Origin of the sequence: Chromobacterium sp. Rain0013 (assembly GCF_015291765.1) — a bacterium.
GTDB classification, from domain to species: Bacteria; Pseudomonadota; Gammaproteobacteria; order Burkholderiales; family Chromobacteriaceae; genus Chromobacterium; species Chromobacterium haemolyticum.
Genome location: NZ_CP031514.1, coordinates 1,201,832 through 1,227,358, shown reverse-complemented (window position 1 = coordinate 1,227,358; position 25,527 = coordinate 1,201,832). Strand labels below are relative to the sequence as shown.

The window sequence follows — 25,527 nt, the reverse complement described above, 5'->3', positions numbered from 1 at the left end:
GCTGGCGACGGGGTGGGCGCTGTGCGATAACAAAGCATGCTCCCACCCTGATCCTGGAGTCGCACCATGTGGCGTCCGCTGCTGCTTGTTCTCTATTGCCTGGCCGCGCCCGCCCGCGCCGAAACACCGGCGATAGACTTCGCCACGGGCGAGTGGCCGCCCTATGTGTCGCGCAGCTTCACCGCCGACGGCGTCTTCGCCGACATGGTGCGCCAAGCTTGCCGGCGCGCCGGCTATATAGCACGTTTTCACTACATGAGCTGGCCGCGCGCGGAGGCCGAAGTCAAGGCGGGCCGCGCCGCGGCGGCCTTTCCCTATCGGCCGACGCCGCAACGCGCGCTCAGTTTCGATTTCTCCCCGCCGCTAATCCACAGCAGCAGCTACTTCTTCTATTACAAACCCCGGCTCGCCCATCCCCCCGCCGGCTTCCGCAGCCTGGACGACTTGCGCGCCTACCGCATCGGGGTACAGCCGGGCCAATGGTATCAGCCGCTGCTTCAGCAATACCGTTTGAACACGCTGAACACCAACGACGAGGAAAGCGCGCTCAAGCTGCTACAAATCGGCCATCTCGATCTGGCGCCGCTGACGCTGGAACGCGGCCTGTTCCTGATCCACCACCAGGCCGCCGAACACGAGCGCGACTTCGCCTACCTCCCCACGCCACTGAATAAGGCTACCCCGCTGTCCCTGATGTATTCACGCAGCTACCCAAACATCGCCAAGCTGCGGCCGGCAATCGATCAAGCCTTGCAAGCAATGCAGGCCGACGGCAGCCTTCACGCCATCTACCAGCGCAACTTCCCCGAACTCAAGCCGCTGCGTTGACCAGAGTCGGTTTCAGCACCTGCTCGGCGTCCTTGGGATCGATGCCGATCAGGAAGCCGCGCTTGCCGCCGTTGATATAGATGCGCTCCAACTCCAAGATGCTGGCTTCCATATACACCGGCATCGCATGGCGGGTGCCGAACGGGCTGGTGCCGCCCACTTGGTAGCCGCTGTGCTTGTCCGCAGTCTTGGGATCGCAGGGATGCACCTTCTTGACGCCGATCTGCTTGGCCAACATGCCAGTGCCCACTTCGCGGTCCCCGTGCATTAGCACGATCAACGGTCGCTTGTTCTCGTCCTCCATGATCAAGGTCTTGATCACGCAGTGCTCGTCCACGCCCAACTCTCGCGCCGACACCGTGGTGCCGCCCTTTTCCTCGTACTTGTACACATGCTCGCTAAAGCTGACATGATGCTCACGCAATACCCGGATCGCCTGAGTGACCGGGGCCTTTCCCTTGGACATGATCTTCACAGCCTGAAAAAACAAAACGCCACTGTAGAAGTTTGCGCGCCGCGAGGCAAACCCCGACACTAGTCGTGCCCATTCCACACAGGAAACCATGCCGTGATATTGGAAGCTGCCTTGCTGCACATCAAACCTGGCCTCGGTACAGAATTCGAAATCGCTTTTGCCCAAGCCTCCAAGCTAATCGCAGCCGCTCCTGGTTATCTGGGCCATGAATTGCAGCGATGCCTGGAACAAGAGGACAAGTATCTACTACTAGTTCGCTGGACTAGTGTGGAAGCTCATCAGCAGGGTTTCCGCCAATCAGCCGGCTACCTTGAATGGAAACAACGACTACACCACTTCTATCAGCCTTTTCCGATAGTCGAGCACTTCAGCCAGGTCTATCCGCCGCCGCGCGGCTAAATCGCCACCACAGCCTCAGCCCAAGCAGCAGGGCCAGCACCGCGGCGTAGATCAAGGGCTGGCTCAAGTCCTTCTTCACCAGCCACCAGTAATGCACCACCGCCAGCAGCGCCGTCGGGTACACCAGCCGATGCAGCCGGCCCCAATTGCGCTTGAGCCTGCGCATCCAACCTTGGGTCGAGGTCAGCGCCAGCGGCGTCATCAACAACAGCGCGGCAAAGCCGACGGTGATGAAGGGGCGTTTGTAGATATCCCTGACGATGCCGGCCCAATCAAAAAACTGATCCAGCCATAGATAGGTCAGGAAATGCAGGCTCAGATAGAAAAAGGCGAACAGGCCCAGCATGCGCCGGCACTTAAGCGGCCAGCCGCCGACGCCAAAGCGCCGCAACGGCGTCATCGCCAGCGTCGCCAGCAACCAGACCAGGGTCCAGGTGCCGGTGGAACGAGTGATGAACTCCACCGGGTTCACCGCTTCTCCGGACAACACGATCCAGGCGGCACGCGCCAGCGGCAACAGACAGGCCACGAACAACAGGCATTTGAACCCGGCCAACACGCGGTCGGCAGGACGGGCGGAAGCGGATTTAAGGCGCAAAGTCGTCATCCCCGCTCCATCAATAGTTCTTGCGCAGATCCAGGCCGCGGTACAAACCCGCCACCTGCTCTCCGTAGCCGTTGAACATCAACGTCTTGCGCTTGAAGAATTCGCCGATGCGGCGCTCGCTGGCCTGGCTCCAGCGCGGGTGATCCACTTCCGGATTCACATTGGAATAGAAACCATACTCGCGCGCATTCGCCAGATTCCAGCTGGTGGCCGGCACGGTTTCCTGCAAATGGATGCGTACGATGGATTTGATGCTCTTGAAGCCGTATTTCCACGGCACCACCAAGCGGATGGGGGCGCCGTTCTGATTGGGCAACACATCGTTGTACAAGCCGACGGCCAGAATGGTCAGCGGATGCATCGCTTCATCGATGCGCAGACCCTCGCGATAGGGCCAGTCCAGCACCCGGCCGCGCTGACCGGGCATTTCCGCCGGTCGCTGCAGGGTTTCGAAAGCCACATATTTGGCGCGCGAGGTCGGATTCATCTGTTTAAGTAGGCTGGCCAGCGGAAAACCCACCCAGGGAATCACCATGCTCCAGCCTTCAACGCAACGTAGCCGGTAAATCCGCTCCTCCAGCGGAAATTTCAACAGCTGCTCGATGCCGAAGCTGCGCGGCTTGGCCACCTCCCCGTCCACCAACACATTCCAGGGTCGGGTTTTCAGACTGCCGGCGTTTGCCGCCGGATCGGCCTTGTCGGTGCCGAATTCATAGAAATTGTTATAGCCGGTAATCTCTTTCAGGCTATTGGCCTTGTCGTTGCCGGCCAAGGTCGACAGCGGGCTTTTCTTGGCGGACAGCGCCGCCAAAGTCTCAGCGGACAGCAGCAGGCCCGCGCTGCCCAGCATGAAATGGCGGCGGTTCAGATATACGCCTTCCGGCGTGATGTCCGACGAGGAAATATCGGCGGGTTTCTTGATCAGCATGGCGGTGTCTCCGGTCTCTACCCCCATGAGTCGGGAGCGGCTCCTGAATCTGACAATCGTTCACGCAGATAATTTACGCAAGTGGCTCCTCATCCGCCCGCCAGGCCCGCCCCAAAGCGCTGCCCTGGCCGCCGTCACGCGCCAGAAGCCGGCCTATCGCCTGCAAGGCGGCCCAGCGCGGGCCGCACCAGTCCGGCGCGATCAGGGTTGGCGCCTGCGCGGTGGCCGACACTCGGTGGTACACCACTTGCGGCGGGGTATGGCGGATCAGGCTGGCCGCCACCTCCGCGTAATCGTCCAAGCTCCACGGCGCCACTTCGCCCCGCCGGTATTGCGCCGCCATCCGCGAACCGCGCACCACCATCAGCGGATGCAACTTCAATCCTTCCACGCCGATGTCCAACACCGCGTTCAGCGAGGCATGGACAGCGGCTGCGTCCTCTCCGGGCAGGCCGGCGATCAAATGAGTGCACACCTTGAGCCCGTGGCCATGCGCTCGCCGCACCGCATCGCGATACTCAGCCAAGCCGTGGCCACGCCGGATCAGGGCCTGGGTCCGGTCGTGCGCGGTCTGCAGTCCTAGTTCCAGCCATACCTCGCCGCCTTGCTGCTGGTATTCCGCCAGCAAGGCCAGCGCGGCGTCCGGCACGCAGTCCGGCCGGGTACCCACGCACAAACCCACCACATCGGCGCCGGCCAGCGCCTCGTCGTACAAGCGGCGCAGTTGCTCGGTTTCGGCGTAGGTGCTGGTATAAGCCTGGAAATAAGCCAGATAACGGCGCGCGCGGTCAGTCTTGATTTTCTCCCGCGCCAATTGCTCGCTGATCGACAAGGCCGCCGGATCTCGGCCGAAGCTGCGCACATTGCAAAAGGTACAGCCGCCGCGCCCCAAGGTGCCGTCGCGGTTGGGACAGGTGAAGTCGCCCGCCAGCGATAATTTATGCACCGGCTCGCCAAAACGGCGCTTCAGATAATAACCAAAGGTATGCAGATGCCGGGTCAGGTCCATTGCCAAACAACGCCCAAAGCCGGGCAGTCTAGCCAGCGAGCGGGCAGGAGGCGCTGAGCGGGATCAAGGATGGGCGCAATGGCTCTCTGTAAAGCAGTTCAATGTCTGGCGAGCAAGAACGAAACAAGGCGAAAACGGCTGAAAAAGCGGAGTGTACACGCGCTACATGAGCATTTTGAAAGTGCGCTTACCGAGCCAGGTTTCACGATGCGAGGCAGATCGTAAACAGGCCTTAAAGACGGTGCCAGCCCAATAGATACAGCACCGAAAATAGCCCCGCGCTGACTAGCAACGCCAGGGCCAGCGTGCTGAACAGCTCGTGCAGGCTCTGCCGCTGGCGACGGTTGAGCAGCCAGCGGGCCAACATCAGCAGCACGCCGCACAGCACGAAGAACTTGAAGAGACGACCAAACATGGCGGGCCAGAGAAGGAAAGTCGCCCGATTATCCGGCGCGCCGCCGCGGCTGGCAAGACGCTGTCGCCGGCGGCTCAAGACATGCTAAAGTCCTGACTGTAGCCTACAGGAGGCTCCGCGACGAGAATGGCCGGCACAGACCGGCCGCCGGTGGAGCGACAGCATGAGCATGGCCAACGCCGCGCATGCCGAAAATAGCAAAAGAGGCACTCAAGTCATCATGTCCGACTCCCACGACTCCGTCGGCATCGTTACGGCTCAAACCGCCGTGTTCGATACCCCCTTGCCGCTCAATAGCGGCGCCATACTGCAAGGCTACCAGCTGCGCTTCGAGACCTATGGCGAACTCAATGCCGCCAAGAGCAACGCCATCCTGATCTGTCACGCCCTGTCCGGCCATCATCATGTAGCCGGCCGCTACCAGGCGGACGACAAGGCCGCCGGCTGGTGGGACAATATGGTTGGTCCCGGCAAGCCCATCGACACCCGCCGCTTCTTCGTGGTCGGCGTCAACAATCTGGGAGGGTGTCATGGCAGCACCGGCCCCTCCAGCATCAATCCCGCCACCGGCCAGCCCTGGGGCTCCGCCTTTCCCGTCGTCACCGTGTCCGACTGGGTCTACAGCCAGTCGCGCTTGGCGGACCGATTGGGCATAGAACGCTGGGCGGCGGTGATAGGCGGCAGCCTGGGCGGCATGCAGGCCTTGCAATGGAGCATCGACTACCCGGAGCGCATTGCCCACGCGCTGGTGATCGCATCCGCCCCCAAGCTGTCGGCTCAGAACATCGCCTTCAACGACGTGGCGCGCCAAGCCATCATCACCGACCCCGAATTCCACGGCGGCGACTTCTACGCCCATAATGCGCTGCCGCGGCGCGGCCTGCGGCTGGCGCGCATGCTCGGTCACATCACCTATCTATCCGACGACGGCATGGGCGCGAAATTCGGCCGCATGCTGCGTTCCGGAGACTATCGCTTCGGCTACGACGTGGAGTTCGAGATCGAATCCTATCTGCGTTATCAGGGCGACAAATTCTCCGACGCCTTCGACGCCAATACCTACCTGCTGATGACCAAGGCGCTGGATTACTTCGACCCGGCCAAGAGCTTTGGCGGAGACCTGGTCGCTGCGCTGAAGAAGGCCAGCGCCCAATTCCTGGTAGCCAGCTTCACTAGCGACTGGCGCTTTTCACCGGAGCGATCGCGCGAAACCGTCAAGGCGCTGGTGGCCGCCAACCGGCCGGTGTCTTATGCCGAAATCGAGTCCGTACACGGCCACGACGCCTTTTTGATGACCGACGAACCCTATGTCCAATTGATGCGCGCCTACCTCGACCGCGTGGCGCGGGAGGTGCAAGCATGAACGCCCCGCAAACCACGGCGCCGCTGCGCGCCGACCTGGGCCTGATCGCCGACTGGATCACGCCCGGCAGCCGGGTTCTGGATCTAGGCTGCGGCGACGGCGCGCTGCTGTCCTGGCTGGGCCGCAACAAACAAGTGGTGGGTTACGGCGTGGACCTAGATGTGAGCAATGTCGTCAAATGCGTAGCCTCCGGCGTCAACGCGCTGCAAGGCAACCTGGAAACCGGCTTGGCCGAATTCGACAGCGACGCCTTCGACCACGTAGTGCTGTCGCAAACCATACAGGCAATGCGCGAAACCGAGCAGATTCTCAACGAAATGCTGCGAGTAGGCCGCGAAGCCATCGTCACTTTTCCCAACTTTGGCTTCTGGGAAAACCGCTGGCAAATCCTGCAGGGCCACATGCCGGTTTCCGACACCATCCCCTACCAGTGGTACGATACGCCCAACATTCACTGGTGCATGCTCGGCGACTTTGAAGCGCTGTGCGCCAAGAATCGGCTGCGCGTGGTGGAACGCGTGGTGATGAATGGGGTCAAACGGGTGACTTTCATGCCCAACTTGCGCGGCAGCCTGGCGTTCTACCGGGTGGCGCGCCAATAACAACAAGCGGCGGGCCGGTCCCGCCGCGCGATCCGTAGAAACTGGCCTGCCCATGAGCAACACAACCATCGACTGGCGGCGCGACGTCTTCTCGCGCACGATGCTGATCTGCGTCTTCACCGGCTTCGCATCCGGTCTTCCGCTGTACACCCTGATCAACCTGCTGCCCGCCTGGCTGCGCAGCGAAGGCGTCGACCTCAAGGCCATCGGCTTGTTCGCGCTGATCGGCTTGCCCTATACCTGGAAATTCCTGTGGTCCCCATTGATGGACCGCTACGTGCCGCCGCTGCTGGGCCGCCGCCGCGGCTGGATGCTGCTGACCCAACTGGCGCTCATCGCCACCATGGCAGGCTTCGGCCTGTTCAACCCGGGCCAGCACATCTGGAGCATCGCCGCGCTGGCGGTGGGCGTGGCCTTCTTCTCCGCCAGCCAGGACATCGTGCTGGACGCCTATCGCCGCGAAATTCTCAGCGACAACGAACTGGGGCTCGGCAACACCGTGCATATCAACGCCTACCGGCTGGCCGGCCTGGTGCCCGGCTCGCTGTCCTTGATCCTGGCGGATTACATCCCCTGGGACCGCGTCTTCTTGATCACCGCCTTGTTCATGATTCCGGGCGTACTGATGACGCTAAAAGTCAGCGAGCCCAAACTGGCGGGCCAAGCGCCCAAAACGCTGCGAGAAGCCGTGGTGGAGCCCTTCCATGAGTTCATCACCCGCCAGGGCTGGCAAGGCGCCGCCTGGATTCTGGGCTTCATCTTCCTGTACAAGCTAGGGGACAGCATGGCCACCTCGCTGGCCACCCCGTTCTACTTGGACATGGGTTACGCCAAGTCCCAGATCGGGCTGGTGGCCAAGCACGCCGCGCTGTGGCCGGCGGTGATAGGTGGCCTGCTCGGCGGCCTGTGGATGATCAAACTGGGCATCAACCGGGCGCTGTGGGCCTTCGGCGTGGTTCAGGTACTATCCATTCTGGGCTTCGCCTGGCTGGCCAGCTATGGACGTTTCGCCTCCATCGGCGCGCATGAACTGAGCATGCTGGCCGTGGTCATCGGCTTCGAAGCGCTGGGCGTCGGTCTCGGCACCGCCGCCTTCGTCGCCTTCATCGCCAAGAGCACCCACCCGGCCTACACCGCCACCCAATTCGCCTTGTTCACCAGCCTGGCCGCGGTGCCCCGTACCCTAGCCAACGCCTCTACCGGCTATATCATCGACGCCATAGGCTGGACCCATTTTTTCCTGTTGTGCACCGCGCTGGCGCTGCCCGGCATGGTGTTGTTGCTGAAAGTCGCCCCATGGAGGGAAAAGGAGGGAGCATGAAGGCATGGAAATCAGCGTTGCTCGGCGCAACGCTGCTGAGCGCATCCTGCGCCGCCGCGTCGGCCTCCGCCGACACGACCATGCAAACCGTCAAATACCGCTGCAACGGCAGCAAAATGGTGGTGGTGGAGTATCCACTCCAGCAGAGCGACGCCGCTATCCGCCTCAGCTGGAATAACCACCGCTATCGGCTGACCTCGGCCAAGGTCGCTCAAGGCGAGCGTTACGTAAGCCAACAATTGATCTGGTCGCGGCTGGACGAGCAAGCGCGTTTGACTACCCGTGGCGGCCGCGTACTGGCTCAGGGCTGCCGCGATATAGAGCGATAAGCCGCGGCAGGCGACGCTCAATCTCCCCAGGCCACGCATGACTGCGGGCCGGACTCATCCGGTCCGCACTGCGATAGATTGCCGTCCTGATCCAGGCTCAACTGCAAACGGCCGGCCAAACGGTGCCCCGTCCTGGGCCTGGCCAACAAACGGAAACTGGCTTGTCCGGCGCGGTCCGCCGCCAGACTGGCGCTGCCCAGCCTGATTTCAAACTCGCTCGTGCTCGGCCTCGGCAACGGCGGCCACGGCCCGGACTGTGAACGGTTTTCCAAATGCCAGCGCTGGACGAAATGGAGATTCTCCAACAAGGCCGCGCGCGCCTCAGCCAACTGCCCGCGCAATATCTGCTGCTGATAAGCCGGCCAGGCCATCGCGGCCAGGATGGCCGTCACCGCCATCGCCGCCAGCAACTCCAGCAAGGTCATCCCGGCTTGCGCCCTCATTCCTCCTCCAATTGCCGCCAGTTCAAACGCCCGCCGCGGCCGGCCTGATCGCCCACTCCGGCCCAGAACCAACTTTGCACAGTCAGCGCGCTACGCTCGCTTTCGCCCCAAACCCGCACACTGATCCGGAACAGACGACCATCGACGCCGACGAACCGAAATGTAGGATTGAGCAACTCCAGCACATAGCGCGGCGGGCTCCAACGCTGTCCAACTCGTACCCGCGCCGGCAAGCACGATGTCGGCGGACGGCCCGGCGTCAGCTCAAGCGGACGACTGGGTCCGCAAGGATGCAATAGCGGCCACCGCGCGCCGTTGATCTGCACGCTGCGCCGCCATAAATCTGGCTCGGTCGAACACAAACCGTAACCGACTCCGTCAACGGTGGATAGACAGTCCGGCATGAACCAACCCAAGCCGCGGGTGTCGCCGTGCCAGGGAATGCCGCTTTCGCCCGCCAAGCCATCCTCAAAGCGGAGATTCAAGTCCAAAACTCGCCGCTCCGCCGCCCGCAAGGCCTGCAGCGCCGCCAGCCGCAGCGCCCGCTGTTCCGCCAGATTGCGCGTGGCGCGCTGTTCCACCGCCACTGAACGGGCGGTTCCCATGGCCAGCACCGTCAACAGGCTGAGCAGCGGCAGGATCAGCCACAACACGGCGCCGTGCGGCCGGGAGCCTCTCATCCGCTCGGCTCCAATGCGCACGGCAGGGCCGGCGTCAACGCCACCACGGTGGTCCATCCCTGCCGGCGGCCATCCGACTGAATCTCAAGCGACAGCTCCACCCGCGACAAACGCATCCAATCCTCAACGCTGAGTTGATCCGCTTGTTCCCGCCAGGTCAGCTCCAGCGGCCGACAGGCATGGCGAACGCCAAAGCGCTGTCGCAACGCCGCCACGCCCGTTGCCAGCAATTGCGGCGGCTCCGCCGCGCGGCCGGGCCGGTTTTCCTCCAGCCATAAAGCATCGCCGTCGCCCTCCCTACGCAGGACGTAACGCTGCGAAGCGATGGCCAATACCTCCAAGGAGGCGCTATCCGCGCCGCGCAACGGCCCCGCCGCAGCGTCCCCCTGCCAGGCCAGCACATGCGCGCCGGACTCCCGCCGCCATTGCAAGCCCGGTTCACCCTGCGTCAACAGCCTCAGACTAGAGCAACTGGCCAATGCCGCTTCTTCCCAATCCGCCTCGCCGTGCCAACGCAACATGGTCTGCGTCGCCTCCTCCGTCACCGATACCGCCGCAGCGCCGACGCCGTAGCGAAAGCGCATGCCTTCCGGCGCCTCGAACCCGCGCCCCGGCGACTCCGCAGCTTGCGCGCACGCGAAGCGTCCATGCCTGCGCCAGCTCTCCGCCAGTTGCGCCAGCGCAAACTGCCCGTCCTGGTGTCGCCGCAAACGGCTCTCGAGCGCTCGCAGGCTACCCTGCATCGTCAACGCGCCTTGCAAGGCCAACGCCAACACCAGCAGGCCCAGGCTCATCGCCACCATCATCTCCACCAGGGAAAAACCCTGGTCACGCACACCGGCCGCCACGGCTAAGGCGCTTCCAATGCCAGCACGTAACGACGAGCAAAACGACCGGGGCCATCTCCGCCCGCCCTCTCGTCCCAAGTCAACCGCACATAGACGACATCGCCCTGCTGCTCGCACAACTCCGCCATCGCATTCAACGCGCCGCGGCACTGCCGCGCCTCAATGGCGTTTCCCCCAAAACCTTCCAGCCGCTGCCGCAAGCGCGACCAATCCGCCTGCTGTTGCGCAGCCGCCTGCGCCTCTTCCGTCTCCGGCCACAACAGCGCCGCTTCGCCCAGCTCCAGCGCTGCCGCGATCACCTCCGCTCTCAACAAGGCGTCGCGGCCATGCAGCAGGGCACGTAGCTGCACAGAGGACAGCGCCAACATTGAAACCATGACAACGAACAAGGCCAGCATGGTTTCCAGCAAAGCGCCGCCGCGCAAGGCGGACTCAGGCCGGGCAAGCATGATCCGCCTTGCCGACTTCCGCACGGCCATAGCCGCTGACCGTCAGAATCAAACACAGACCCGCGCGCGGGCTTTCCAGCACCAGGCGAGCACCCTGCCCGCGCGCCAGCCGTCCGTCCGGCATGAATTGCAACTGGTCCCGCTCCGCGCGCATTCGCACCTTGCCCACGGCGAACACCAGCAAATGCAAGCGCTCCTGACTGTCGTAACCCGCTTGGACGCCGCCCTCCTTATCCGCGTAAACCAGGGCGCCACGGTCCCACACCTGCCGCTGCTTGGCACAGCCTTGCAATTGCAGGTTCCGCTTCAGGTTGGCCGCGCACACGTATACCGGACGGTTGCTACGCAGCGCCTCGCTGCGGGCAAAGTGCAAGAGATTGGCCATGGCTTGGGCGTGGCTGCGCAATTGCTGCGTCAACAACAAACGGCTCAGTCCCGGCGCGGCGATCGCCAAACACAGCAACATGATCGCCAGAACCGTCATGGCCTCAATCAGGGTGAAACCGATCTGAGTTCGCATGTCAGGCCCCGTATCATTGGGAGTCTGGACAATATATTGAGCAAAGCGAGGCTAACGGAACCGATCTTGTTCCCGAAAACGCCAGACCAGCCAGGCATTTAGGCCAGGGCCAACAAAACGACATGAGCATGAAAAAAGCCAGCCTACCCGGCTGGCTTTCAGATTACGATGCAAATCTCGCTCAGTGCGCGCTTTCCCAACTTTCCCCCGCGCCCACCTCCGCCAATAGCGGCACCTTGAGCTTGGCCACGCCGGCCATGATCTCAGGCAAACGCCGCTTAACCCGCTCCAACTCGGCTTCCGGCACTTCCAGCACCAGCTCGTCGTGCACCTGCATGATCAGTTTGCTGCCCATGGCGTCGTCCTGCAGCCAGTTCTGCACCGCTATCATCGCCAGTTTGATCAGATCCGCCGCCGTACCCTGCATCGGCGCATTGATCGCCGCGCGCTCGGCGCCAGCGCGGCGCGCCTGATTCGAGAGCTTGATTTCCGGCAGATACAAGCGACGGCCAAACACGGTTTCAACATAACCTTGCTCGCGCGCGGTTTCGCGCGTGGTCTGCATATACTCCGCCACGCCCGGATAGCGCATGAAGTAACGATCGATGTATTGCTGGGCGGCGCTGCGCTCTATGTCCAGCTGCGCGGCCAGGCCAAACGCGCTCATGCCGTAGATCAGGCCGAAATTGATCGCCTTGGCGGCCCGCCGCTGATCAGGGCTGACTTGGGACAATTCCACGCCGAACACCTCGGCGGCAGTGGCGCGGTGGATGTCCTCTCCGCTGGCGAAGGCTTGCAACATGCCGGCGTCGTCGGACAAATGCGCCATGATGCGTAGCTCAATCTGCGAATAGTCGGCGCTGACAATCACATGCCCCGGCGGCGCGATGAAAGCCTCCCGCACGCGACGCCCTTCCGGTGTGCGCACTGGAATGTTCTGAAGATTGGGGTCCGAGCTGGCCAAGCGTCCGGTGATCGCTACCGCTTGGGCGTAATTAGTATGCACTCGGCCGGTGGCAGCATTGATCAGCAGCGGCAATTTGTCAGTGTAGGTGGACTTGAGCTTGGCCAGGCCGCGATATTCCAGAATGCACTTGGGCAGGGGGTGGTCCAGCGCCAAGGCCTCCAACACCGACTCATCAGTGGAATAACCGCCGGACGGAGTCTTCTTCACGCCCTTGGTGGGAATGGCCAACTTGCCGAACAGGATTTCCTGCAACTGTTTGGGCGAGTTCAGATTAAACGGCTGGCCGGCCAATTCATAAGCCTGGCTCTCCAGCCGCAGCATTTCCGTGCCCAATTGGTGGCTTTGCGCCGCTAGCCGGTCGCGGTCTATCAACACCCCATGTCGTTCCATCGTAAACAACACCTCGGCCACCGGCAGCTCGATGTCGCGGTAGACCTCGCGCAAGCGTCCTGTCAGCAGGCCGGAGAAGTATTGATTCAAGCGCAGCGTGATGTCGGCGTCCTCGGCCGCGTAGTTGGACGCAGTGTCCACGTCCACCTCGCCGAAGCCGATCTGCTTGGCGCCTTTGCCGCAAATCTCCTCGTAGCTGACCGTGGATTCGCCCAGGTGACGGCGCGCCAGATCGTCCATATTGTGGCGCTCATGGCTTTCCACCACATAGGAGGCCAGCAGGGAATCGTCGATCACGCCCGCCAGGCGAATGTCGTGATTGGCGAATACATGACGGTCGTACTTCAGGTTCTGGCCGCATTTTTTCCTGTTGGCGTCTTCCAGCCAAGGTTTGAGCTTGGCCAGGCTTTGCTCCAGATCCAATTGCTCAGGCGCCCCGGCATAGTGATGCCCCAACGGCAAATAGGCGGCCTCGCCGGAACGCACCGAGAAACTGATGCCGATAATACGCGCCTGCATCTGGTCCAGACTCGTGGTCTCGGTGTCCAGCGATACCACGTCCGCCACCGCCAGCTTGGCCAGCCAGGCATCCAGTTGCTCAGCGACCAGAATGGTTTCATAACGTCGCTCCGCCACCGCCTCCGGCAGAGCCGGGCTGTCTTGCGCGACTTCAATGGCGAACAGGTCGTCCCCCTGGGCCCCGGCGGTGGTTTGCGCCACCGCGGGTATGTCTTCACCCTCGGTCACCTCGCGGTAGAAAGTACGGAATCCCAATCCCTGATATAACTCGGCCAGCCGCGGCTTGTCCTTGACCCCATGCTGCAAGCTGTCCAGGCCGTAAGGCATGTCCGCGTTCAGATCGACATCGCACTTGATGGTGATCAGCTCGCGGCCCTTGGGCAACCAGTCCAGCGCCGCGCGCAGGTTCTCGCCCACCTTGCCGCCCACCTCTTCCGCCTGTGCGATGATGGCGTCCAGACTGCCGTACTGCTCCAGCCACTTGACCGCGGTCTTGGGACCGCACTTGTCGACGCCCGGCACATTGTCCACCTTGTCGCCGATCAGGGTCAGGTAGTCGACGATCAATTCCGGCGGCACGCCGAACTTGTCCTTGACCCCGTCGCGGTCGAAGGTTTCATTGGTCATGGTATTGACGATGGACACCAGGCCATCCACCAATTGCGCCATGTCCTTGTCGCCGGTGGAGATGATTACCCTCATGCCGGCGGCCGCGCCGGCTCGCGCCAGCGTGCCGATCACGTCGTCGGCTTCCACCCCCGGCACTACCAGCATCGGCCAGCCCGAGGCTTGCACCACCTCATGGACCGCCGTAATCTGGGAGGCGAGTTCCTCCGGCATCGACGGGCGATTGGCCTTGTATTCGGGGTAAAGGTCGTCGCGAAACGTCTTGCCTTTGGCGTCGAAAACGCAGGCGCTATAATCGAACTGCACTTCCTTCTCCAGCCGCCTGAGCATGTTCACCATGCCGTAGACAGCCCCCACCGGGCGGCCATCCGGAGAGCGCAAATCGGGCATCGCGTGAAAGGCGCGGTACAAATAAGAAGAGCCGTCGATCAATAACAGTGTTTTCATAAAAAGAGGCAGAATATGAGCTTGTCCGATAAATTACCGCAAACCAGCGATCGTCACGCAATGATGCAGCGTTTCCGTTCCCGCGAAGCCTGGCATGTGATGAAGATCATGTCGGAGTTTGTCGATTCGGCGGAAGCCTTGCAAGGCATCATGCCGGCGGTGAGCATTTTTGGCAGCGCGCGCACGCCGCGCGACCACAAGTATTACAAATTGACCGAAGAAGTCGCGCGCCTGCTGTCGGACTCGGGCTTCTCTGTCGTTTCCGGGGGCGGCCCCGGCATCATGGAAGCCGCCAATAAGGGAGCATTCTACGGCAGAAGCCCGTCGGTGGCGCTGAATATCGTGCTCCCGCATGAACAGAAACCCAATGAATACCAAGACCTGAGCATCAAGTTCAACCACTTCTTCAGCCGCAAGGTCATGTTCGTCAAACACGCCATCGCCTACGTGGTGATGCCGGGCGGCTTCGGCACGCTGGACGAAATGTTCGAGGCGCTGACGCTGATCCAGACCGGCAAGAGCCGCAAGATTCCGATCATTCTGTGCTGCAGGGAGTTCTGGGAAGGCCTGCTGGACTGGGTCAAGGACCGCTTGATCAGCGAGGGCATGATCAACCCCGACGACATGAATCTGATCCAACTGATCGACGATCCGCGGCAAATCGTCGAAACTATCTTCAAACATTACGAAACCCGCGGTTTTGAAGCGCTGCCCGAAGAGCGCGAACAACTGCTGCATCTTTAAAACTGATGACAATCAAGGACCACGCCATGCGCCGCCTGCTCGCCGCCCTCGCCCTGCTGCCATTGACAGCCGCCTGGGCCGATACGCCCCCTCCCGCCAAGACTCCGGTGCCGCCGCCGCCGGCGATCAGCGAACAAAACGCCGCCACCGCGGAACCTGAGGTGCGCATCATTCAGAAGGGCGAAGACAAGATCGAGGAATACCGGCTCAACGGCCATTTGTACATGGTCAAGGTGACACCGTCGCACGGCGTGCCCTACTACCTGATGGACGATAACGGCTCCGGCTCCATGAAACAGATCGATCCCGCCAACCGCATCATCATCCCGCGCTGGGTGCTGATCCGGTTCTGAGAGGGCAACCATGTCTGTTTACACCACGGTCAGCCATGACCAGATGCAGGAATGGCTCAAGCGTTACACCTTGGGCCAGCTGCTGGACTTGCAGGGCATCGCCTCCGGCATCACCAATACCAACTACTTCGTCACCACCACGCATGGCCGCTACGTGCTGACGCTGTTCGAAGCGCTGAAACTGCAGGAACTGCCCTATTACCTGACGCTGATGAGCCACTTGGCGCGCCACGGCGTAGCCTGCCCGGCGCCGGTAGCCGACAATACAGACCAGTTCGCCTCGATGCTGGCCGGCAAACCGGCCTGCCTGGTCAGTTGCCTGGACGGCGCCGACGTCGCGCAGCCCACCCCGGCGCAATGTCGCGCCGTCGGCGAGATGCTGGCGCAAATGCATATCGCCGGCGCCACCTTCCCCGGCAAGATGGCCAATCCCCGCGGCCCGCGCTGGTGGAGCGAAACCGCCCGCATGGTTTACCCCCGCATGGACGAAGACGCCGCCGCCTTGCTTCGCGAGGAGGTGCAGTTCCAGGACAGCCACCGCTTCGATCACCTGCCCTCGGGCGTGATCCACGCCGACTTGTTCCGCGACAATGTGCTATTGGACGGCGACCGCATAGCCGGCTTCATCGACTTCTACTACGCTTGCAACGACGTGCTACTCTACGACCTGGCCATCGCGGTCAACGACTGGGCACGCAACGATGATCACAACATAGACGATGATCGCGCCGCCGCACTGCTTTCCGGCTACCAGTCTGAGCGCAAGCTCACACCGGAAGAGAAAAAGGCCTGGCCGCTGATGCTGCGCGCCGCCGCGCTGCGCTTCTGGGTGTCACGTCTGCAAGATCTGCATTTCCCGACAGCGGGCGAGATGACCTACACTAAAGAGCCGCAGGTTTTTCAGGCCGTTCTCAGCACCCATAGAACTCGTCTGCACTTTTGGACATAAACCATAGTTAAGCCGTCAAATAGCGCTCGTCATACAGCATTCACTTTGCTAAAGACAATATACTGTCTTATAATGCAGGCTGTAGTATCTTGCAAATATTCTTGTGTCCAATTTTCGAACATATAAGGACTTCATCATGTTGAAAAAAATCATGCTGATCGCTTTGGCTGGCGTACTTTCCGCTCCGGTATTCGCAGCGGAAGAAGCCGCTGCCACCTCCGCCGCTGGCTCTAGCGCTGCCGGCACCACCTCCGCAGCCGCCGCTGGCGCCGCCGGCACCACTGCAGGCATTGCTGGCTTGAGCGTTGGCACTATTGCTGCTATCGGCGCCGCTGTGGCAGCTGCCGTAGCTGTCTCGAGCAATAGCGATTCGTCGACCAGCCACTCCGCAACCTCTCACCACTAACAGCTCAACCATTTGGCCTGATGATTGCTTAGGCCAAGTGGATTTAGCTGTATTGATCAGGCAGCTTATCTTCAACAAATAAAGATAACTGCCTGGTGTTTTATTCTGCATTCCATTATAATTTTGAGCTATGCGGTGCCTCGAAACATCACACCCTCATAGCACCATAGAAAATTTAAATAATTCAAAATATTGTGTCAATTTCACTTTCTTTGCGCAGCGGGATAATCAAAGGGGTTTTAATTGGCGGCGCATATTATTATTGCGTGCCACTCGCTTTAGCTCAACCAAGCCTCAATGGTCAGCTTGGCTACATCAATATGCCATCCGCCGATGTTGGCCGCGATGGTTCTCTGAGCTTTGGTTTTAGCGCGGACAAACCTTATGACACTCTCTGGACCTCCGCCACTATTTTACCATTCCTGGAAGTTTCTGGTCGCTACATCTCAATATCTGGCATTGCTGGCTTTAACGATCAGCAATACGGAGGCGGCTATGGCAGCTATAAAGACAAGGCCATAGATACAAAGTGGAAGATATTCTCTGAAACCTCGACATGGCCAGCCCTATCTTATGGGCGCACAGACATATTTGGCACAGCCTTATGGCGGGGCAATTATATTGTTGCCAGCAAACATCTTCTACCTAATTTAGAGACCTCAATTGGATTTGCTTCAGGACGTATTGAAGGCCCATTTGGCGGAGCTCGGTGGACCCCTCAAAACTATCCGAATTGGTCACTGGTAGCCGAATACGACGCCAACAATTACCCAAAAGATTTTCGTGCAGTAGATACCTTTGCCAGTCAAAGAAAAAAGGGCCCGGCAGTTGGCATAGAATACCGTTGGGGTTGGCTAGGACTACAGCTTGCCAAGCAAAATACCCATGCCAGCTTGAATGCCTCCATTGAAATCCCTCTCAATGAGCGGGAATTTGTTCCCAAAATTTCTGAACCCGCCTACTTCACAGGTAGTCCGGAAGTACCGATCCGGCCAACGCTTGGCCAATGGCAAAACGACACCAGCTATGGCCATCGCTTGGTATCTGCGCTCAGTCGTCAGGATTTCAAGAATATCCGCATCAGTGTTCAAGGTGACGAGCTGTTGCTGGAGCTCACCAATAGCCGTATTTCCAATGTAGGCCGCGCCGTTGGTCGCGCGGTGCGTACCACTCTTTATTTTGCTCCGATAGAAACGCGCAATATCCGCGTTGTGTATACCAAACTGGAGCAGCCTATCGTCACCTATAGTTTCTTTAATTTGACGGTACTGAACAATTACTTGCTGGGCAAAGTCGATCGGCAGACTTTCTTGGAAAGCGTCTCGATCAAGCCAGGCAGGGATGCTGAACTAGCAGAGCGTTCGGCCGAGCAATTGGCCTCTACCATTCGAGATGGCGTCAGTCTGGAAGTCATGGCAGGCAAAGACGGCGATATTGTCCAGATCAATGCGGAAGACAATGAGGCCAACCGCTTCCGTCTTGTGCCAAAAACAGGCGTCTATTTTAACGACCCCAGCGGGGCGTTTCGTTATGAGATCGCAGCGGCGGCGACCTATACCAAAAGACTGGGCAGCGGCCTATACCTAAACAGCGCCTTGAGCACCAACCTATACAATACGGTTTCTGACGTTAAACAAGCATCGAATAGCTTATTGCCTCATGTGCGCTCCGACGTAGCCGATTACAAAAAAACCAATACCCCTAAGCTCGATCGCCTGCTGCTCAACCAATACCTGACATTCGGCGCCAATACCTATGCGCGGGCCTCTGCGGGTATTTATGAGGAAATGTTCCGTGGCGCAGGCGGCCAAGTCTTGTATTTCCCGGAAACGCGGCACTGGGCGGTAGACCTCACTGTCGATGCGGTACAGCAGCGCGACGTCAAAGGCTGGTTCGGCAAGCGCGATTATCAAACCGTAACCGCTCTCGCCGCCCTGCATTACCGGTTGCCGATGAATGTGACCGCCACTGTCCGCGCCGGGCGTTTTCTGGCCAAAGACATGGGGGCGCGTCTCGAAGTAAAACGCCGCTTCCACTCTGGCATAGAAATTGGCGCTTGGTATACCAGCACCAATGGCAACGACATCACCTCCCCGGGCACGCCAAGCTCACCTTATAAAGATAAGGGTCTGTTCATATCCATCCCGCTGAACAGCATGCTGACCTTGGACACGCAGGCCGTTGGCAATTTTTCTATCTCGCCATGGACTCGGGACGTTGGCCAAATGGTCATGTCGCCTGGCGATCTTTACGACATTCTCAGCGATCCTCGTCGTGATGTGGAAATGTATGACGGCCTTGGCAATTTTGCAGAGCGCCCCGATGAGCAGAACCTTCCTGCGGTCAATCCACCATTGCCGACCTTCCAGCCCTGGCCCGCGATACGCCTGCGTCTCGAGGATAGCGGCCGGCAATTTTCCCGCCTCGACGACAAGACCAGCGCATTGACAACCGCGGCGGGGCTAACCCTGGCGGCCATGGTGCTGGACAAATCCATTAATAAGGCTATCAACCAACGCCAAGATCACCGCCTGCTACGCGGCTGGAAACATATCGGTGATGCCGCTCCTCTCATGGCAATCGGCCTGGCTGGCAGCGCCTTCGCCTTCGGCGATGAGCGTTTAAGCAATACCGGCCTGATTTCCCTTGAGTCCGCCGCTCTGGCAAGTGCTGGCAGCATGGCATTCAAAGGCTTGGTCAATAGAGCCCGCCCCGATAGCAGTGATAATCCATGGCGAAAGCAAAGCGCCGATGCCGCCCGCTTCCAGAGCAGCTTCACATCCAACCATGCTGCCGCTCTATTTGGAGCCGTCACCCCCTTTGCCAAAGAATATGACCAGCCTTGGCTCTACGGTTTGGCTGCAATTGGCGCGCTCGGCCGGGTTGCCGGCAAAGAACATTGGCTATCGGATGTCGCCGCAGGCAGCCTGATCGGTTATGCCTCCGGCGCCTGGCTATGGCAGGCTCAGCGAGATGAGTCCCGGTACCGCACCACGATGATGATTGGGCCCAATCAAGCCGGTATCCAAGTTTCGAAATCATTAAACTGAATAACTATTGAATATGGCCTTATAAGCAATGAAAAACTTCAAAAATATTTCAAGCGGCATTTCCATCAGCCTGATTGCTGGCATCTTCGCCTTCGGTGCTGCCTCAGCCCACGCAGCTCCAAATAGCAAATCTGCCGCCGCCGGCTTTTCGGAAACGATGATGCAGGGCTATGACAGTGACCCCTCATTCGGCATGCCCAATATTGCCAACCAGCCCCCCTTCCCGAATCAATCTACGCGTTTTGGACAAACAAACCAAATGCGGCCCGTTCAGGCGCGCAAACAAGAAGAGCAGCAACTAAGCCCATTTGTTGAGTTTGTCCGGGTGGCAACAGGTAAAACCTTGCCCATTTTTGGCAGCGATCTGTTCAACAACCCGCCATCGACGTTTGCACCCACCGATGCGGCTCAGGTCAATCCAGATTACATCATCGGGGCGGGAGATCAAATTCAGGTCAAGGGCTGGGGAATGGTCGACATTGACCTGACCTTGACCGTGGAACGCAACGGCACAGTCTACCTGCCCCGTGTCGGTTCGGTAGCCGTTGCCGGCATCAAGTTCAAGGACTTGCAAGACACTCTCAAGAAAAGCGTTTCTCGCGTTTTCAACAACTTCGAGCTCAGCGCCAGTCTGCTGCAAGCGCGAGCAGTACAAGTTTATGTGGTCGGCAATGCTCAGGCGCCAGGGAGTTATACCCTGAGCGGAATGAGCACATTACTGAATGCGCTGTTCGCCTCCGGCGGCCCCAACGACAATGGCTCGATGCGCAACATCCAATTGATGCGCGATGGCAAACTAGTCGGCACTCTCGACTTGTACAAGATTCTGGTTGATGGCGACAAATCCACCGACCTGACCCTACGCGATGGAGATGTCGTTCGCATCTCCCCTGCCGGTAAGAGAACGGCTCTGCTAGGCGACGTCAAACACCCCGCGATTTATGAGTTTTCCACCGGAGAAAGCGCCGCGGACTTGTTGCGTTGGGCTGGCGGCCTGGAGTCCGCCGCGGAAAACAAGGCATGGCGGCTGGAGAAAAATACGGATAACCAATTTGCCTTGCAATGGCAGGCGACCCCGGATACCAGCAACATCAACGCGCCATCTTTGAAACAACTCAAGCTGGCCGCGGGTGATATTTTCCGAGTATTCGCTCCTGGAGCTTTGCCGGTGGACCTTCGCCAAGAAACCGAGTTTGTCCGGATCAGCGGCGAAGTCAAACAAACCGGGACTTTTCAACTGCAAAAAGGCGAAACACTGCGCGAGCTAGTCATGCGTTTGGGTGGGGTAACCGAATATGGTTATATCTTTGCCACTGCCCTGCAGCGTGAAAGTATACGTAAAGAGCAGCAAATCAAGCTGGATCAGGTTGCCTCCCGTTTCGAGAAAGAACTGGAACAAACTGCAGCAGCCAGACTCTCCAAACAAACCGACAAAGACAATGTTGCAGCCATCACCGCGGAAGTGGAGCGTCAGCGCAAGTTGGCCGAGAAAATGCGCACGGTCAAGGCGGAGGGCAGAGTGGTGCTGGAACTCAACGGAGCCGATGCCCAAGTCAAAGACCTACCAGACCTGCCCTTGCAAAATGGAGATACCATCACCATTCCACGCCGACCAGGTACCGTCAATGTTTTAGGCGCGGTCTATCAAAGCAATGCTTTCATCTATCGCCCGCAACGCGCGGTTAAAGACTACCTTGATCTCGCAGGCGGCATCACCCAGACCGGCGATAAGTCCGCCACCTATGTACTCCGGGCGGATGGCACCGTGGCCAGCAACAATAATGCCGGCTGGTTCTCCAGCTTGGGAGGGAAACGCATCAATCCAGGCGATACCATCGTCGTACCAGACGAAGTCGTCGTCAGCAGTTGGACTCAGTCCTTGAAAGAGTGGACCTCGATTCTCTATCAGTTCGGCTTGGGTGCTGCCGGTCTTAAAGTCCTGAAATAAGCAATCCGCCGCCTTAACACCTGGAATTGATTATGTCCATGAATGAGAACTCCATCAGACCACACGACGACTCCGAAGAGATCAATCTTCTGGAAATCATTCGAGTCTTAGTACAGCAAAAATACTGGATTATCGGCAGCACAGCCTGCCTGGGGGGAGTTGCACTGCTTTTCAGTCTACTCCTGCCTCCCACGTTTACCTCAACCGCAAAAATCCTGCCCCCACAGCAGCAGAGCACCGGTATGAGCGCCCTTCTGGGACAGTTAGGCGGCTTGGCCGGAGTTGCCGGCAGCGTCTCTGGACTAAAAAATCCAAACGATCTTTATATCGGTATGCTGCAAAGCAGAACCGTTGCCGACAATTTGATTCAGCAATTCAAACTTAAGCAGCGCTATCAAACAGACTCCCTGGATGCCACCCGCAAAGAGTTGCAAAACGCCAGCTCAATTACTAGTGGTAAAGACGGCATAATCACTGTCAGCGTGGATGACCAAGAGCCTCAGTTTGCTGCCAAGCTGGCTAATGCCTATATCGAGCAGCTTATCAAGCTGAATCAAAGCCTGGCGGTGACCGACGCGGCCAAACGGCGCCTGTTCTTTGAAAACCAACTCAAGCAAACCAAAGCACAACTTGCCGAAGCGGAAACCGCGCTGCGCCAAACCCAGGAACGTACCGGCCTGATTCAACCGGAAGGACAGGTCTCCGCAATCATGAGTACGGTTACCCAACTCAAAGCGAGTATCGCGGCTAAAGAAGTGCAGTTGGAAGCTATGCGCAGCTATGCAACCGAGCAGAATCCGTTGTACCAGCGTACAAGCCAAGAACTTGCCGGCTTAAAGACCCAACTGGCAAAAATGGAAACCGGCAAAGAAACTGCTGGCGACGTGATGGTGCCAACCGGAAAAGTACCTCAGTCCGGGCTTGAATATCTCCGCCGACTACGAGATGTCAAATACCAGGAAACCATCTTTGAGCTGCTCTCCAAACAATACGAGCTGGCTCGTATAGAAGAGGCCAAGGACTCTTCTCAAATTCAGGTGCTGGACAAGGCGGATATCCCAGAACTGAAAAGCAAGCCCAAACGTGCGCAGATCACCATGCTTGGTATCTTTGGGGGACTGGCAATAGGTATTCTGTTGGCCTTCCTGCGTGACCGCATGATTGCCGCCAAGCAGTCCGGGCGCTTACGCGAGTTTGCCTTAGCCTTCAAAGAAAGCTGAGCACTAATAAAAACACCACAGCAACGCTGTGGTGTTTTTATTTATAGAGTTTTAAATCGTGGAGACTCCACGACGCTCTCAGCATGCCATTGTTACCTTCCGCCTATAGCCCATCCGGAACACGAAGCCCAACACCAGCATGACCATCATGCAGGCCGCCAGGCTCAATGGGCTACCCCAGACCAATGGCGCGATCAAGCCCGCCACCACGCTGGACATCATGGTCTGGAAAAAGCCTTGCAACGACGAAGCGGTGCCGCGCAGCGATGGGAACTGATCCATCAGATTCAGGGTGATGGATGGCGCGGCGATTGACATGCCGGTGGTGTACAGCGCCAGAGGCAACACCGCCCACGGCATCGCGGCTTCCGGAACCAGCAGGTTGTACAGCAAGTTCCAGCCGGCGGCGATGAACATCACCACATAGCCGCGAGACACAATATCCTTCTGCGATACCCGCCCCGCCATCTTGCCGGACAGGTAAGCGCCGAACATGATGCCGGACACCGCTGGGCCAAACATCCACAGGAACTGCCCCGGTCCCAGATGCAAATGCTGCATCAAAAAGACCGGCGCCGATGGGATGTACAGGAAGAACCCAGCGAAATTGAATGACACCGCCGCAGTCAACAGCTGAAACTCGCGCTTACGCCCCACCTGCCAGTAATTGGCCAACAGGTATTTGATTTTCAAGGGCTGGCGCGCGGACTCATGATGGGTTTCCGGCAAGGCGAACCAGCTCATCAGGAAGAGGGCCAGGCCAATCAACGCCATGAACACGAAGATGGAGTGCCAGCCAAAGGCGCCGAACAACCAGCCGCCCACCACCGGCGCGATGGCAGGCGACAGCGAAAACAACATGGTGACCTGCGACATCAGCCGCTGGGCGTCGGCGCCGTCCAGCTTGTCGCGGATGATGGCGCGCCCCACCACCAGGCCAGCGCCGCCGCAGAAGCCTTGCAGCGCCCGGAACAACAGCAGTTGGCCCAGGCTGTCGGCCAAGGCGCAGCCTATCGACGCCAGGCTGAACAACAAGGTGGTGACCAGCACCACCGGGCGGCGTCCCACCGCGTCCGAGATCGAGCCGTGCCATAGCATCATCACCGCGTAAGACAATAAATATACTGTCAGCGCCTGCTGCATCTGCAGTGGCGAGACAGCCAGGCTTTGCCCGATCGCGCTCATCGCCGGCAGGAAAGTGTCGATCGAAAACGGCCCCAGCGTGGACAGGGCCGCCAGCAGGATTGCCAGCCCGAAGTGGCTGCGTGTGGAGGGATGCATGGCGGATAAATAACAATGAGAGTCAATGCATGTTAACGGTTAGGCCAGCACTTGCCAAACCGGACTGATGTAAATAAAACGTCATAGCCTCATATCGCGCTTTTCAAGCGCGCGCCGCTGGCGCCGGCTTCGATTTCGTGCCACGATCAATCCACTCCACGCCAGCCATAACAAGGAGAGACCAGCATGATTCGCCTGTATCACAACCCGCGCTGTTCCAAATCCAGGGAGGCGCTGAGCCTGCTGGAAAACGCCGGCGCGGAAATCGAAATCGTAGAGTATCTGAAGCACCCGCCCAGTTACGAAGAACTGGAGCACCTGCTGACGCTGCTGAACATGGAGCCGCGCGACTTGATTCGCCAGAAGGAGGAGGAATACACCGAACTCTACCTGGACGACATCACGCTGGAACCCAGACATCTGATTACCGCCATGATAGACAATCCCAAACTGATCGAACGCCCTATCGCCGTCTGCGGCGAACGCGCCGTGGTGGGACGGCCGCCGGAACGGGTGCTGCAGCTTCTGGACTAAGAGCCTGTGCACGATCTCGCGAGCTAAGGCGAGACAAAGCGAAAACCGCTGAGAAAGCGGGATGTACATACGGTACATGAGCATTTCGAAGGTGTGTCCACCGTGACGCGCAGCAGATCGTGAACAGCTTCCTAAGCTTAGCTGGCTCCGCCTTCCAGCGCCCAAGGCAATCGCTCTTGGGCGTTTTTGCATTCAACGTCCCGCCAACCTGCACTCGTCCCATCCCCTTCAAAATTATCACTTGCGGAATAGTAACATCCGTTACTAAAATGGCGCTCATGAATCCAACCAAGTCATTTCAAACGCTTGAGCAGGCTGTAAACCGAATCGAAGCGCGTTTTCCCGGCGTACCCCGCCAGGAAGTCATTCTGGCGCGCTTGCTGTACCACATCCTGCCTCGGCTGTCCGCTCACCTGTGCGACAAGCTGAAGCATCACGGCCTCAACGAGACGGTGTGGATGGCCCTGCTGGCGCTATACGCCTGTCCGCAACAAGCGCTCTATCCGTCTGAAATCAGCGACACGCTGGATTCATCGCGCACCAACGCCACGCGCATTGCCGACGAACTAGTCAAAAACGGTTGGGCGGCTCGTTCGCCCAGCGCGGAAGACCGGCGCAAGATCCTGCTGGAGTTGACGCCGGGCGGCGTTCAACTCGTGGAATCCCTGCTGCCCGTTTCCCGCGAATGCCACCGCGAGTTGTGGTCGGATTTCGACGCCGCGGAAAAACAGGAGTTCGAACGCTTATTGCGCAAGCTGCTCTGCAGCCTGGGCGGTTGAAGCTGGGAAACCGGCTTTTTTTCGTCCTTATAATAACCTGCGTGACTATCACATCATCAATCACTTTACCAATTGCTAATACAGCAAGTGAACACGG

27 protein-coding genes are annotated in these 25,527 nt (G+C 59.3%); 15 read left to right on the top strand and 12 right to left on the bottom strand.

Going from position 1 to position 25,527, the window contains the following annotated elements:
- Positions 1-66 precede the first annotated feature (66 nt).
- Positions 67-828 carry an ABC transporter substrate-binding protein gene (locus DXT74_RS05810; RefSeq protein ID WP_194427511.1) on the top strand — a complete coding sequence of 254 codons (762 nt, stop codon included), beginning with the start codon at positions 67-69 and terminating at the stop codon, positions 826-828.
- On the opposite strand, the gene ybaK is transcribed toward DXT74_RS05810, so the two are convergent.
- A complete protein-coding gene (gene ybaK / locus DXT74_RS05805; protein ID WP_194427510.1) occupies positions 812-1,294 on the bottom strand; it encodes a Cys-tRNA(Pro) deacylase in 483 nt (160 codons plus the stop codon). The two genes, DXT74_RS05810 and ybaK, sit on opposite strands and share 17 nt — an antisense overlap.
- A gap of 102 nt (positions 1,295-1,396) precedes the next feature.
- Here ybaK and DXT74_RS05800 point away from each other — a divergent pair, with 102 nt between their 5' ends.
- Positions 1,397-1,702: an antibiotic biosynthesis monooxygenase gene (locus DXT74_RS05800; RefSeq protein WP_194427509.1), complete on the top strand. Its 306-nt coding sequence runs from the start codon at positions 1,397-1,399 to the stop codon at positions 1,700-1,702.
- Here the strand turns inward: DXT74_RS05800 and DXT74_RS05795 are convergent.
- The 4 genes from DXT74_RS05795 to DXT74_RS05780 all read right to left on the bottom strand — a co-directional run bounded on the left by DXT74_RS05795 (position 1,671) and on the right by DXT74_RS05780 (position 4,661).
- The gene (locus DXT74_RS05795; protein ID WP_194427508.1) at positions 1,671-2,309 is read right to left on the bottom strand and encodes a sulfite oxidase heme-binding subunit YedZ; all 639 of its coding nucleotides are present in this window, start codon (positions 2,307-2,309) and stop codon (positions 1,671-1,673) included. The two genes, DXT74_RS05800 and DXT74_RS05795, sit on opposite strands and share 32 nt — an antisense overlap.
- A gap of 10 nt (positions 2,310-2,319) precedes the next feature.
- Positions 2,320-3,264 (bottom strand): protein-methionine-sulfoxide reductase catalytic subunit MsrP, encoded by a 945-nt coding sequence (msrP, locus tag DXT74_RS05790; protein ID WP_231138281.1) that lies wholly within the window; start codon positions 3,262-3,264, stop codon positions 2,320-2,322.
- Between the two features lie 46 nt (positions 3,265-3,310).
- Complete coding sequence (locus DXT74_RS05785; protein WP_194427507.1) at positions 3,311-4,246, bottom strand: TIGR01212 family radical SAM protein; 936 nt, start codon at positions 4,244-4,246, stop codon at positions 3,311-3,313.
- A gap of 232 nt (positions 4,247-4,478) precedes the next feature.
- Positions 4,479-4,661 (bottom strand): hypothetical protein, encoded by a 183-nt coding sequence (locus DXT74_RS05780; RefSeq protein WP_043635174.1) that lies wholly within the window; start codon positions 4,659-4,661, stop codon positions 4,479-4,481.
- Positions 4,662-4,881: 220 nt separating this feature from the next.
- On the opposite strand from DXT74_RS05780, the gene DXT74_RS05775 reads away from it, so the two are divergent.
- Genes DXT74_RS05775 through DXT74_RS05760 form a run of 4 tightly spaced genes read left to right on the top strand, consistent with a single transcriptional unit; the run spans position 4,882 to position 8,276 of the window.
- Complete coding sequence (locus DXT74_RS05775; protein WP_107733030.1) at positions 4,882-6,024, top strand: homoserine O-acetyltransferase; 1,143 nt, start codon at positions 4,882-4,884, stop codon at positions 6,022-6,024.
- Positions 6,021-6,626 (top strand): methionine biosynthesis protein MetW, encoded by a 606-nt coding sequence (gene metW / locus DXT74_RS05770; RefSeq protein ID WP_081554553.1) that lies wholly within the window; start codon positions 6,021-6,023, stop codon positions 6,624-6,626. Before DXT74_RS05775 ends, metW begins: the two co-directional genes overlap by 4 nt.
- Positions 6,627-6,678: 52 nt before the next feature.
- Positions 6,679-7,947, top strand: a complete 1,269-nt coding sequence (locus DXT74_RS05765; protein WP_194427506.1) for an AmpG family muropeptide MFS transporter — start codon at positions 6,679-6,681, stop codon at positions 7,945-7,947.
- Positions 7,944-8,276, top strand: a complete 333-nt coding sequence (locus DXT74_RS05760; RefSeq protein WP_194427505.1) for an MliC family protein — start codon at positions 7,944-7,946, stop codon at positions 8,274-8,276. Before DXT74_RS05765 ends, DXT74_RS05760 begins: the two co-directional genes overlap by 4 nt.
- A gap of 17 nt (positions 8,277-8,293) precedes the next feature.
- Here DXT74_RS05760 and DXT74_RS05755 read toward each other — a convergent pair whose 3' ends face one another.
- The 6 genes from DXT74_RS05755 to polA all read right to left on the bottom strand — a co-directional run bounded on the left by DXT74_RS05755 (position 8,294) and on the right by polA (position 14,166).
- Positions 8,294-8,719, bottom strand: a complete 426-nt coding sequence (locus tag DXT74_RS05755; protein ID WP_194427504.1) for a type IV pilin protein — start codon at positions 8,717-8,719, stop codon at positions 8,294-8,296.
- Positions 8,716-9,399: a hypothetical protein gene (locus DXT74_RS05750; RefSeq protein ID WP_194427503.1), complete on the bottom strand. Its 684-nt coding sequence runs from the start codon at positions 9,397-9,399 to the stop codon at positions 8,716-8,718. Before DXT74_RS05750 ends, DXT74_RS05755 begins: the two co-directional genes overlap by 4 nt.
- Complete coding sequence (locus tag DXT74_RS05745; RefSeq protein ID WP_194427502.1) at positions 9,396-10,235, bottom strand: PilW family protein; 840 nt, start codon at positions 10,233-10,235, stop codon at positions 9,396-9,398. The genes DXT74_RS05750 and DXT74_RS05745 overlap by 4 nt, the downstream gene beginning before the upstream one ends.
- A 14-nt stretch (positions 10,236-10,249) precedes the next feature.
- Complete coding sequence (locus tag DXT74_RS05740) at positions 10,250-10,696, bottom strand: hypothetical protein (RefSeq protein ID WP_194427501.1); 447 nt, start codon at positions 10,694-10,696, stop codon at positions 10,250-10,252.
- Entirely contained in the window at positions 10,680-11,216 is a 537-nt protein-coding gene (locus DXT74_RS05735; RefSeq protein ID WP_052370422.1) for a GspH/FimT family pseudopilin, read from the bottom strand. Before DXT74_RS05735 ends, DXT74_RS05740 begins: the two co-directional genes overlap by 17 nt.
- Positions 11,217-11,397: 181 nt before the next feature.
- Positions 11,398-14,166 (bottom strand): DNA polymerase I, encoded by a 2,769-nt coding sequence (polA, locus tag DXT74_RS05730; RefSeq protein WP_194427500.1) that lies wholly within the window; start codon positions 14,164-14,166, stop codon positions 11,398-11,400.
- Between the two features lie 15 nt (positions 14,167-14,181).
- Between polA and DXT74_RS05725 the strand changes: the two genes are divergently transcribed.
- The 7 genes from DXT74_RS05725 (at position 14,182) to DXT74_RS05695 (ending at position 22,836) form a co-directional block, all read left to right on the top strand.
- Positions 14,182-14,910: a TIGR00730 family Rossman fold protein gene (locus DXT74_RS05725; RefSeq protein WP_019101898.1), complete on the top strand. Its 729-nt coding sequence runs from the start codon at positions 14,182-14,184 to the stop codon at positions 14,908-14,910.
- Positions 14,911-14,936: 26 nt separating this feature from the next.
- A complete protein-coding gene (locus DXT74_RS05720) occupies positions 14,937-15,263 on the top strand; it encodes a DUF2782 domain-containing protein (RefSeq protein ID WP_039755176.1) in 327 nt (108 codons plus the stop codon).
- A 10-nt stretch (positions 15,264-15,273) separates the two neighbouring features.
- Positions 15,274-16,212, top strand: a complete 939-nt coding sequence (gene thrB, locus DXT74_RS05715) for a homoserine kinase (RefSeq protein WP_043635204.1) — start codon at positions 15,274-15,276, stop codon at positions 16,210-16,212.
- Between the two features lie 136 nt (positions 16,213-16,348).
- Complete coding sequence (locus DXT74_RS05710; RefSeq protein ID WP_194427499.1) at positions 16,349-16,618, top strand: hypothetical protein; 270 nt, start codon at positions 16,349-16,351, stop codon at positions 16,616-16,618.
- A gap of 194 nt (positions 16,619-16,812) precedes the next feature.
- Positions 16,813-19,668: a YjbH domain-containing protein gene (locus DXT74_RS05705; RefSeq protein ID WP_231138280.1), complete on the top strand. Its 2,856-nt coding sequence runs from the start codon at positions 16,813-16,815 to the stop codon at positions 19,666-19,668.
- Positions 19,669-19,696: 28 nt separating this feature from the next.
- A complete protein-coding gene (locus tag DXT74_RS05700; RefSeq protein ID WP_194427498.1) occupies positions 19,697-21,616 on the top strand; it encodes an SLBB domain-containing protein in 1,920 nt (639 codons plus the stop codon).
- Positions 21,617-21,648: 32 nt separating this feature from the next.
- Positions 21,649-22,836, top strand: a complete 1,188-nt coding sequence (locus tag DXT74_RS05695; protein ID WP_194427497.1) for a Wzz/FepE/Etk N-terminal domain-containing protein — start codon at positions 21,649-21,651, stop codon at positions 22,834-22,836.
- Between the two features lie 78 nt (positions 22,837-22,914).
- Here the strand turns inward: DXT74_RS05695 and DXT74_RS05690 are convergent, their stop codons facing one another.
- The gene (locus DXT74_RS05690; protein ID WP_194427496.1) at positions 22,915-24,117 is read right to left on the bottom strand and encodes a multidrug effflux MFS transporter; all 1,203 of its coding nucleotides are present in this window, start codon (positions 24,115-24,117) and stop codon (positions 22,915-22,917) included.
- 186 nt (positions 24,118-24,303) lie between these two features.
- Between DXT74_RS05690 and arsC the strand changes: the two genes are divergently transcribed.
- Positions 24,304-24,651 carry an arsenate reductase (glutaredoxin) gene (arsC, locus tag DXT74_RS05685; protein WP_194427495.1) on the top strand — a complete coding sequence of 116 codons (348 nt, stop codon included), beginning with the start codon at positions 24,304-24,306 and terminating at the stop codon, positions 24,649-24,651.
- Between the two features lie 278 nt (positions 24,652-24,929).
- Entirely contained in the window at positions 24,930-25,430 is a 501-nt protein-coding gene (locus DXT74_RS05680) for a MarR family transcriptional regulator (RefSeq protein ID WP_043635397.1), read from the top strand.
- Positions 25,431-25,527 lie beyond the last annotated feature (97 nt).

Coding starts and splice junctions, on each gene's coding strand:
- DXT74_RS05700 (WP_194427498.1), top strand. CDS start 19,697: ATGAAAAACTTCAAAAATATTTCAAGCGGCATTTCCATCAGCCTGATT.
- msrP (WP_231138281.1), bottom strand. CDS start 3,264: ATGGGGGTAGAGACCGGAGACACCGCCATGCTGATCAAGAAACCCGCC.
- DXT74_RS05780 (WP_043635174.1), bottom strand. CDS start 4,661: ATGTTTGGTCGTCTCTTCAAGTTCTTCGTGCTGTGCGGCGTGCTGCTG.
- DXT74_RS05720 (WP_039755176.1), top strand. CDS start 14,937: ATGCGCCGCCTGCTCGCCGCCCTCGCCCTGCTGCCATTGACAGCCGCC.
- thrB (WP_043635204.1), top strand. CDS start 15,274: ATGTCTGTTTACACCACGGTCAGCCATGACCAGATGCAGGAATGGCTC.
- DXT74_RS05795 (WP_194427508.1), bottom strand. CDS start 2,309: ATGACGACTTTGCGCCTTAAATCCGCTTCCGCCCGTCCTGCCGACCGC.
- DXT74_RS05755 (WP_194427504.1), bottom strand. CDS start 8,719: ATGAGGGCGCAAGCCGGGATGACCTTGCTGGAGTTGCTGGCGGCGATG.
- DXT74_RS05690 (WP_194427496.1), bottom strand. CDS start 24,117: ATGCATCCCTCCACACGCAGCCACTTCGGGCTGGCAATCCTGCTGGCG.
- DXT74_RS05740 (WP_194427501.1), bottom strand. CDS start 10,696: ATGCTTGCCCGGCCTGAGTCCGCCTTGCGCGGCGGCGCTTTGCTGGAA.
- DXT74_RS05710 (WP_194427499.1), top strand. CDS start 16,349: ATGTTGAAAAAAATCATGCTGATCGCTTTGGCTGGCGTACTTTCCGCT.
- DXT74_RS05725 (WP_019101898.1), top strand. CDS start 14,182: ATGAGCTTGTCCGATAAATTACCGCAAACCAGCGATCGTCACGCAATG.
- DXT74_RS05760 (WP_194427505.1), top strand. CDS start 7,944: ATGAAGGCATGGAAATCAGCGTTGCTCGGCGCAACGCTGCTGAGCGCA.
- DXT74_RS05775 (WP_107733030.1), top strand. CDS start 4,882: ATGTCCGACTCCCACGACTCCGTCGGCATCGTTACGGCTCAAACCGCC.
- DXT74_RS05750 (WP_194427503.1), bottom strand. CDS start 9,399: ATGAGAGGCTCCCGGCCGCACGGCGCCGTGTTGTGGCTGATCCTGCCG.
- arsC (WP_194427495.1), top strand. CDS start 24,304: ATGATTCGCCTGTATCACAACCCGCGCTGTTCCAAATCCAGGGAGGCG.
- DXT74_RS05735 (WP_052370422.1), bottom strand. CDS start 11,216: ATGCGAACTCAGATCGGTTTCACCCTGATTGAGGCCATGACGGTTCTG.
- DXT74_RS05680 (WP_043635397.1), top strand. CDS start 24,930: ATGAATCCAACCAAGTCATTTCAAACGCTTGAGCAGGCTGTAAACCGA.
- metW (WP_081554553.1), top strand. CDS start 6,021: ATGAACGCCCCGCAAACCACGGCGCCGCTGCGCGCCGACCTGGGCCTG.
- polA (WP_194427500.1), bottom strand. CDS start 14,166: ATGAAAACACTGTTATTGATCGACGGCTCTTCTTATTTGTACCGCGCC.
- DXT74_RS05810 (WP_194427511.1), top strand. CDS start 67: ATGTGGCGTCCGCTGCTGCTTGTTCTCTATTGCCTGGCCGCGCCCGCC.
- DXT74_RS05785 (WP_194427507.1), bottom strand. CDS start 4,246: ATGGACCTGACCCGGCATCTGCATACCTTTGGTTATTATCTGAAGCGC.
- ybaK (WP_194427510.1), bottom strand. CDS start 1,294: ATGTCCAAGGGAAAGGCCCCGGTCACTCAGGCGATCCGGGTATTGCGT.
- DXT74_RS05695 (WP_194427497.1), top strand. CDS start 21,649: ATGTCCATGAATGAGAACTCCATCAGACCACACGACGACTCCGAAGAG.
- DXT74_RS05765 (WP_194427506.1), top strand. CDS start 6,679: ATGAGCAACACAACCATCGACTGGCGGCGCGACGTCTTCTCGCGCACG.